The organism is Pseudooceanicola marinus, from assembly GCF_020177265.1.
Classification (GTDB): Bacteria; Pseudomonadota; Alphaproteobacteria; order Rhodobacterales; family Rhodobacteraceae; genus Pseudooceanicola; species Pseudooceanicola marinus_A.
This window is the reverse complement of the sequence record NZ_JAIVMC010000022.1, coordinates 1-7,837: the sequence shown is the minus strand read 5'-3', so window position 1 is coordinate 7,837 and position 7,837 is coordinate 1. Positions and strand designations below refer to the sequence as shown.

The window sequence follows — 7,837 nt, the reverse complement described above, 5'->3', positions numbered from 1 at the left end:
TGGAGTGAGCGGCGTAGCTGTCCATGATGGCATTCATCAATTCACTCCCCAGGTTGGGCGACGACGCGAACTGCTCTTCGGAATTACTTACCGCCTGAGCCTGAAGGATGTCCGACTGAAGCATCTTCTCGCGGACAGTGCCCATCACATAACCCAACTGGTCTTCGTCACTCAGGTCGCCCTCGAACAGGTCGTTCAGCTTTTCGATGATCTCCTGCAGGCGGATCTTGTCCTCATCGCGCAGCATCCCCGACCCGGGAGCGGTGACCGGAGCGAGCTTGGGTCCACCTTCAGGGGCGATCCGCCGTGTCCCCTTCGACGCCAGCTTGTGGTGCGTGAGCGTGACCTGAGACAGGTCTACGCCTTCACGTTCGCGACCGAACTTCAGCAGGGGCACCAAGCGGCGGTAGAAGATAGAGCGCTTTTCGACTGCCGTGCTCTGATAGTCGAAGATCTGGGAGAGGAACGCATACATCCTCAGGAAGGCCTGCATGTCGCCACGGAACATGTCGAGCCGAGACATCTCGTCCCCGGCGTCTTCGACCGCTCTGTCGTTCCCGTCCTCCTGGGCGAGCTTCCATCGCGCCTTGGCTGCCGCGTAACGATCCAAGAGCCGCTTTGCCACGGGTTCGATGGCCTTCGCCAGATCACCCTGCTTTGATGCTGGGTCCATCTCGACTTCGACGACCCTGTCGATCTCGTAGTCGTCGTAGTGCCCGGCCTCATCCAGTTTGGCCCTGAGGTCAAAAATCAGGTTTGGATCGGTAACGGCCTCCAGTTCGGCCTTGCCGTAGTACTGGCTGAAGGCCTTGAGAACCTCTTCGGAGCTGTCGGAGAAGTCGATGACATAGGTCGTGTCCTTCTTCGTCTTTCCGTTTGTGTAAGCCCTGTTGAGACGAGACAACGTCTGTACCGCCTGCACCCCGGCAAGCCGCCGGTCGATGTACATGGCCGAAAGCAGAGGCTGGTCAAAGCCCGTCTGGAACTTGTTGGCCACAAGGAGCACCTGAAAGCCGTCGCCTGCGAAGACCTCCTTCAACTCCTGGCCCTTCAGATCCGGGTTCACCGTGTTGTTGGTCTCACTAAACGGCCCCGGGCCACTCTCCGGATCGGTGACCTCGCCCGAAAACGCGACGAGCGTCCCCAGGTCATAGCCCTTCTCCTTGATGTACTTGTCGATGGCCAGCTTCCAGCGCACGGCCTCCTTACGGGACTGCAACACCACCATCGCCTTGGCCTTGCCGTCCAGCAGATGGGCGACGTTCTCGCGGAAATGCTCCACGACGATCCGGACCTTCTGGCTGATATTGTAAGGGTGCAGCCGGACCCACTCCATAAGGCCTCGCATCGCCATGCTGCGCTCCACCTCGTCCTCCATCATCTCCTGGCCTTCGTTGGCGAGGCGGAAGGCAAGGCTGTAGGGGGTGTAGTTCTGCAGGACGTCGAGAATGAAGCCCTCCTCAATGGCTTGCCGCATCGAGTAGAGATCGAACGGTTCCGGCATGTTTCCTTCGCCGGAGGGGGCGTCAGGATCGGGGCGGCGCCCAAACAGCTCCAGCGTCTTCGTCTTGGGCGTGGCCGTGAAGGCAACGTAGGTTACCCCGGTGTCACTGGCCCGCGCGGACATCTGTGCCGCCAGGATATCCTCGGTGCCGACCTCATCGCCCAACTCCTCGATCTCTTCCGGAGAGAGCGTCTGCTTGAGCTTCGTCGCCGCTTCGCCGGTCTGGGAACTGTGTGCCTCGTCGGCGATCACAGCAAAGGTCTTGCCCTCGGTCGCGGATAGCCTGCGCACCTCATCCAGCGCGAAGGGAAAGGTCTGGATCGTGCAAACGACAATCTTCTTGCCATCGGCCAGGGCTTGAGCCAGCTCCCCACTCTTGCTGCCACCCTTGCCCTTGATGGTCTGCACCACGCCAGTCGTCCGCTCGAAGGCGAAGATCGCGTCCTGCAACTGGCCGTCTATCACCTTGCGATCTGAGACCACGATCACCGTGTCGAAGATCTTCTTGTTGGACGCATCGTGCAGATCGGCCAGGAAATGCGCCGACCAGGCAATCGAGTTGGTCTTGCCGGACCCAGCTGAGTGCTGGATCAGGTACTTCTTGCCCGGCCCTTCCTCCAGAACCTTGGCCACCAGCCTGCGGGTCGCGTTGAGCTGGTGATAGCGGGGGAAGATCAGTTTCTTCGTGTTCCCCTTCTTGTCCTTCTCCGGGATGATGTACTTCCCGATGAGCTGCAGCCAGCTTTCGCGCTCCCAGACCTCTTCCCAGAGGTAGGCCGTCTTGTAGCCATTGGGGTTCAGGGGGTTGCCCTTACCGCCTTCGTCGCCCTTGTTGAACGGCAGGAAGAAGGTGTCCTTTCCCGCCAGCTTGGTGGTCATGAAGACCTCGCTCGAGCTGACGGCGAAATGCACGATGGCGCCACTCTCGAAGGTCAGCAGCGGTTCAGCGCCATGGCCCGGGGTCTTCGGGGGGCGGTCGAAACGGTACTGGTCGATAGCATCGCCGATGCTCTGGGTGAAGTCAGTCTTCAGTTCGACCGTGGCCACGGCAATCCCGTTCAGGAACAGCACCAGATCGATGCTGTCCTGCTTGGCGGTCGAATAGCGCACCTGCCGCACCACGCGCAGGCGGTTCGCCCGGTACCTCGCCATGATCTCCTGGTTCTCGCCGAGGGCCGGCTTGAACTCCGCCAGCTTCAGCGAGCCGCGAACGCCCAGCATCTCGACGCCATGGCGCAGGACGTCCAATGTCCCCCGGGTGGCGATCTGCTTGCGCACCCTGTCGAGGACGACATCTGTTCCCATCTTTGAGATCGCTTCCCAGGCCTTGGGCTGCGACTGCTTCAGCCACTCCAGCAGATCTGCGGGGAACATGGCGCGGGTCCGGTCGTAGTTCTTGGCGTCCGCCGGATCATGCTCCCAGCCGTGCGCTGCCAAGTGGGCGCAGATCTCGTCCTCGAACCTGATCTCCTTGTGAAGGTTCATGCGTCTTCCTCTTCATCGGCGCCAGCCAAGATCAGTTCTGCGAAGTCCACAGATTGCATGGCCCTGATGTGTGGTTCGACCGCATCGATCAGCCGGTTCATGGCATCGGTCAGCCTATCCTGGGTCTCGGGCCAGCTTTCCTCTGGGTCCCTGTAGCCTCCGGACACCTTGGCACTGATCCGGCAAGCTCGGCGACTGTCGAGGCGTTCCCACACGAGCGGACCACCGAATGCCGCTTCGATCTCTTCCTGACGCGCCTGTAGGCTGTCGAAGATATGCAGGTTCTCTGCCTGCCGGCCCTTGCCACGGTCGATGTAGACTTCGGCAGCCGCACCTGTCTTCCGGACGGAGTAATTGTAGCCGACCCCGCGAAGCCCCGAGGCAAGGCCAATCCATGTGTACTTGCCCGGAGAGATGTGCTTGTGCCGGTATGCCCCGGGGTGCTGGACAACCTGGCTCCACCACCGGTGCCGGATCTGATGCCGTTCACTCATCTCCTCCTTGCTGCGCCCGATCGACTTGCCTTCCTCCGAAGGGCCCACAATCAGCGTAAGCAGCGGCGCAGGAAGAGAGGCTCCGATCCGGATGGCCTCCAGCTTCAGCAAGTAGAAGTCCGCGCTCGTCGACTCGTTGAGCCAGGTCATGGCGGCCACATGCTCGGGTCGCGGATGCGAGACGATCCAGATCGCCGTCGTCGCCTGCATGGCGGTGAGATAGGTGATCAGCTTGCCGAGATGGTCATGATCACTCTTCTCCAGCTGGTTTTCGATAATGATCGAGTGCCCGGCTTCGTCCTCGGCGACCAGATCAACGCTGAAGGCGCTTTCGGTCTTCTTCTCGCGTTCGGCGCTGACGATGCTGATGTCGACAGCATCACTCAGGACGTCGATATTCTCTTCCAGCCACTGGGTGAAATCATAGGCCTCATGAGGCCAGACATCACGCAGGGCTACTCTTTCGATACGGGCAATCATATTGCTGGTTCCAAATTCAATCTTGCAAATTTACTTGATGCCGCAGCATGGCCCGAGCCTTTGCCGCCTGTCCAGAATTGGAAGGCACCGTTACGTCTTCCGGCTTAAGGGGTGCTGCGGCCCGGTCCCAGGTTCATCGTGGCGAAGGCGTCGGCGACCTCGGGCTTCATGGTCCATGTGGCCGTGTTTTCATCGAAATCTGCAAGGATCCCGGACCAGAGCTTTTCCTCCCGCCGGGCGGACATTTCCGCAGGCCAGAGATAGACCTCCCGTGCACCGCACATCTTGCCGAAGTGAGCGTGCCAGGTCTGGCCCCGCCACCCACAGGCCTTGGAGAGTTCCGCTGAGGTGGATCCGGGATTGTCCATCAAGGCGCGAATGACCTTGGCTTCGGTGTCCGACAGGGGAACGACCTCGAACGCCCGCAAAACGCGGTCGCCTATGGGCGTGTCCCGCACCCACTGCGCCAAAGTCTCGCGTTCTTCGGCCTCAAGCTCGTCGAGCGCATTGAGGAGCTTCCTTGCATCGGCCTGCTTTGCGGCACTGCCTTTCTCAATCAGGCGCTCAGCATTGTCTCTCATCTGTTGGCGCTCTGCCGCGATCTTCGAGGGCAGGGTGGCGATGATAAGGTCGATGCTCATGCGGCCTCCGTGGAGTCGTCGATGGTATCGCGCACGTCGATCTTGCCGGTGACGGCTGCCGAGATCAGGGCCGCGCGGCGTTCATGCAGGAGGGCGATGGCGCGGGTGGCTTCGGCGGTGAGGGCGTCGAAACGCTCTTCCAGCGCATTGATCATCGACACGATCTTTTTCTGCTCCATAAGTGGTGGTCGAGCCAGCAACAGAGCTTTTGTCTTCTCTTGGTTCATGATGCCAATCGTCGAAGCATTCGAAGAAACGCGCATTTGCTCGGTCTGAGCTCGGAGTGCGTACCCGAGCCACTCAGCACAAACATCGGTGGCAGGGATAATCGCATTGATCTGTTGGTTTGCTGAGCAAGTCACCCGAGCAATGCAGGTCTTCCCCAAGGTCGCCCCAATCCCGACAACAAGAACACTTCCCGCCGGGAACATTCGCGCTTCGCCTTCCTCGGCGCTGCACTTCGGAATGGCTTTCGATGCGGTCGCGATGGCGAGTTGCTCGGTAAAGTCTCCGGGAGTGAACCAAGGCAATTCATCGTCATTGCCCTCAGCCAGAGCAACGCTCGCTGGAGTTCCGCCGGTCTGAACTTTCACGGCGAGCCGTTTCAGAGGCCCCATCTCCCAATGCGCGGGGATGTCGCCGAGCCAGTCGATGCCGGAGGGCTTCATGGGGGCGGCGGGGTCGAGACCCTTGGTGACGGCGTGAGAGATGACGGCCTGCCGCTTCTCCTTCAACAGCGCGATCAGCCGCCGCTGCTCCTCCACCAGCGCATCGATCTTTCCCGTCTCCCGATCCAGAAACGCCGCGATGGCCTTTTGTTCGGGGAGAGGGGGACGTGGAATGGGAAAGCGCCAAAGGTCTATCATATTGAGGACACGCTGCGCGGTCCCGACACAAGTCAGGTCGGTATAATGGCGAAATTGAGTGGATGCGAAGATCCAACGCAGGAATCCTGCGTTTGTGTCGCCAGAAATTTGAAGACGGGCGATGGCACGAGATAAGTTCATACCTTCCCAATCCCTTGGCACCTCTTTGGCTTCTCCGATTGTGCCTACGACGGTCAGAACTAGATCACCCTCCGATATCAATGTGCGCGAATATTGATCTGAAAGTTCAGTTGAAATACTTGCCACATCATCACGCGAGAATGTGTCCGCAGTAAGATCCTTTATTCGGAGCATCTGAACACCGTCAGGTGCGTGGTCGGGCACAAGTACTCCGTAGCAGGGCATTTCCTGCAATGAACGCCCTAATTTCGCGAGTTCCCATTGGGATGGAAGTTCAGGCCACCAGACCTTTCCGCTTCTAAGTGGTTGCTTCGGCAAACTCATCCCGCCAACTCCACCAGCATCCGCTGAATGTTCTTCGTCACCTCCGACAGCTCCGCGTCGATCTCCTCCAGCTCGCGCGGCGGCTCGAACACATAGAAGTGCCGGTTGAAGGGGATCTCGTAGCCGGTCTTCGTCTTCTCGGGATCGATCCAGGCGTCGGGCGCATGGGGGATCACCTCGCGGGCGAAGTAGCTCTCCACCTCCTCGGTCAGCGGCACGATCTCGGTGTCGCGCAGGGCGCTGTCGGGTTGCGGCTTGCCCTTCTGCTTGCCGCGTGTGCCCAGGACGACCTCGCCCGCCTTGTCGCGCAAGGGGCGTTCCACCGTGATCTGGCGGAAGCCAAAGGCGCGGTTGGGCAGGAGCAGCGACAGGGGGCGCAGCTTGACCTTGCCGCCCTCGGGCGCCTGCGGTGCGGGCTGGCCTGCCTCGACAACCTGTTGCCCGATCTCGCGTCCCTCGGCATCGAAGAGCGTGGCCATCCGCGCCTCGGTGCAGTCGCCGAAGAGGCGGGTGACAATGTCGATCCCCTCGTCGCTGATCTCGCGACGTTTCGATCCCAGCGACTTGCGCATCTTCTGCCAGAGGCCGGAGGCGTCGATGAGCTGCACCTTGCCCTTGCGGTGCGCGGGCTTCTTGTTTGAGATGATCCAGACATAGGTGGCGATGCCGGTGTTGTAGAAGAGGTCGGTGGGCAGGCCGATGATGGCCTCGACCAGGTCGCTTTCCAGCACATGCCGCCGGATCTCGCTTTCGCCGGACCCCGCGCCGCCGGTGAAGAGGGGGGAGCCGTTCAGGACGATCCCGAAGCGCGAACCGCCGTCCTTGGCGGGACGCATCTTGGACAGCAGGTGCATGAGGAACAGCAGAGAGCCATCGGAGACGCGCGGCAGGCCGGGGCCGAAGCGCCCGTTGTAGCCCTGCAGCTTGTGTTCGTCCTGCACGGCCTTCTGGACCTTCTTCCACTCCACCCCGAAGGGTGGGTTGGAGAGCATATAGTCGAACTTCGCGTCCGGGTGACCATCCTCGGACAGCGTGTTCCCGGCGGTGATGTTGCGGACGTCCTGCCCCTTGATCAGCATGTCCGCCTTGCAGATGGCATAGGACATGTCGTTCAGCTCCTGCCCGTGCATCGTCAGGGCGGCCTTGGGGTTATGCTCCATCAGGTATTCGTCGGCGACCGACAGCATCCCGCCGGTGCCCGCAGTTGGGTCGTAGATGGTGCGGACCACGCCGGGCTTGGACAGGATGTCGTCATCCTCGACGAAGATCAGGTTGACCATCAGGCGGATGACCTCGCGCGGGGTGAAGTGTTCCCCGGCGGTGTCGTTGGACGCTTCGGCGAATTTGCGGATGAGCTCCTCGAAGACGAGGCCCATCTGGGCGTTGGTGACGCGTTCGGGGTGCAGGTCGAACCCGGCGAACTTCTCGGTCACCATGTAGAGCAGCTTGTTCTTCACCAGCCGCTCGACCAGCTCGGCGAAGTTGAAGCGCTCGAAGATGTCGCGGACCTCCGGCGAGAACGCGTCGATGTAGGATGTCAGGTTCGGGCCGACGTTGTCCTGGTCCCCGATGATCTTGCTCAAGTCCAGCGTCGAGCTGTTGTAGAAGCTGGCACCAGACGCGCGGCGCATGAAGGGCTCTGGGTTCAGGCCCATTTTGCCCTTCTCCTCCTGCTCGCGCAGCACGGCGTCTTTTGTCGGCGCCAGGACGCAATCGAGTCGGCGCAGGGCCGTGAAGGCGAGGATCACCCGACCGTACTCGGACTGCCGATAATCCCCGCGCAGGAGGTCCGCCACGGACCAGATGAGGTTGGAAAGGTCTGACTGGGACATGCTCTTATTTGTTCTTCTGCTTGTTTGGAGCGAAGGCTATGCGAGCAGTCGCCTCCCCACAAGGGCGCGT

At 60.9% G+C, this 7,837-nt stretch carries 5 protein-coding genes; all 5 read right to left on the bottom strand.

Annotated elements, in window-relative coordinates:
* On the bottom strand, positions 1-2,989 hold a 2,989-nt coding region (locus tag LC066_RS21335), incomplete at its 3' end, for a type I restriction endonuclease subunit R (protein WP_224903520.1).
* Complete coding sequence (locus tag LC066_RS21330) at positions 2,986-3,963, bottom strand: DUF4268 domain-containing protein (protein WP_224903518.1); 978 nt, start codon at positions 3,961-3,963, stop codon at positions 2,986-2,988. The genes LC066_RS21330 and LC066_RS21335, both read right to left, overlap by 4 nt.
* A gap of 104 nt (positions 3,964-4,067) precedes the next feature.
* On the bottom strand, positions 4,068-4,604 hold the full coding sequence (locus LC066_RS21325; protein ID WP_224903517.1) for a hypothetical protein: 537 nt from the start codon (positions 4,602-4,604) through the stop codon (positions 4,068-4,070).
* A complete protein-coding gene (locus LC066_RS21320; protein WP_224903515.1) occupies positions 4,601-5,935 on the bottom strand; it encodes a restriction endonuclease subunit S in 1,335 nt (444 codons plus the stop codon). Before LC066_RS21320 ends, LC066_RS21325 begins: the two co-directional genes overlap by 4 nt.
* Positions 5,932-7,767 carry a type I restriction-modification system subunit M gene (locus tag LC066_RS21315; protein WP_224903513.1) on the bottom strand — a complete coding sequence of 612 codons (1,836 nt, stop codon included), beginning with the start codon at positions 7,765-7,767 and terminating at the stop codon, positions 5,932-5,934. Before LC066_RS21315 ends, LC066_RS21320 begins: the two co-directional genes overlap by 4 nt.
* Positions 7,768-7,837: the final 70 nt, after the last annotated feature.

What these genes read in the sequence shown, in the direction of transcription:
- LC066_RS21320 (WP_224903515.1), bottom strand. Translation starts at nt 5,935, where the DNA reads ATGAGTTTGCCGAAGCAACCACTTAGAAGCGGAAAGGTCTGGTGGCCT.
- LC066_RS21315 (WP_224903513.1), bottom strand. Translation starts at nt 7,767, where the DNA reads ATGTCCCAGTCAGACCTTTCCAACCTCATCTGGTCCGTGGCGGACCTC.
- LC066_RS21330 (WP_224903518.1), bottom strand. Translation starts at nt 3,963, where the DNA reads ATGATTGCCCGTATCGAAAGAGTAGCCCTGCGTGATGTCTGGCCTCAT.
- LC066_RS21325 (WP_224903517.1), bottom strand. Translation starts at nt 4,604, where the DNA reads ATGAGCATCGACCTTATCATCGCCACCCTGCCCTCGAAGATCGCGGCA.